Source organism: Mesorhizobium sp. M7A.F.Ca.CA.004.04.2.1 (assembly GCF_004022825.1).
GTDB lineage: Bacteria > Pseudomonadota > Alphaproteobacteria > Rhizobiales > Rhizobiaceae > Mesorhizobium.
The window spans coordinates 1-413 of sequence record NZ_RZPH01001824.1 but is presented as its reverse complement, the minus strand read 5'-3'; the positions used below and the strand labels follow the sequence as shown (position 1 = coordinate 413).

Below are 413 nucleotides of genomic sequence, written 5' to 3'. Positions count from 1 at the left end.
GCAAATTCCGTCTTTCCCCCCGGAGAAATCGCTGATGAGCCACCAGAAGAAGACCAGGAAGAAAACAAAAATGCCGGTATCGATCGGGCCATGACTTGAATAGCTGCTGTGACGGAGCAAAACAGCAACCGCCACGGCGATAGACACTGCAGCTGCGACGGGATGAAGTTTTTTCATAGGCAGAATCTATTTGAGAATCGCCGTTGCCGGAAGATGCTTCTTTTGTCGTGACGATGACGGCCGATACGGGGAATGGATAACTACTTCTCCGAAACGCCAGCCTCGGCAAAACTCGCCATGCGGGCATGGCACTCCAGCGCCGAGCGGACGATGTTGACGGCGAGGCAGGCGCCGGAGCCTTCGCCGAGCCGCATGCCGAGATCGAGCAGCGGCGGCAGGCCGAGGGCTTCGAG

The 413-nt window shown here is 57.6% G+C and carries 1 protein-coding gene; it reads right to left on the bottom strand.

The annotated features are described in order from the left end of the window. Positions 1-260: 260 nt before the first annotated feature. The coding region (locus EN893_RS37770; protein WP_206640291.1) for a nicotinate-nucleotide--dimethylbenzimidazole phosphoribosyltransferase at positions 261-413 on the bottom strand (153 nt) is incomplete at its 5' end.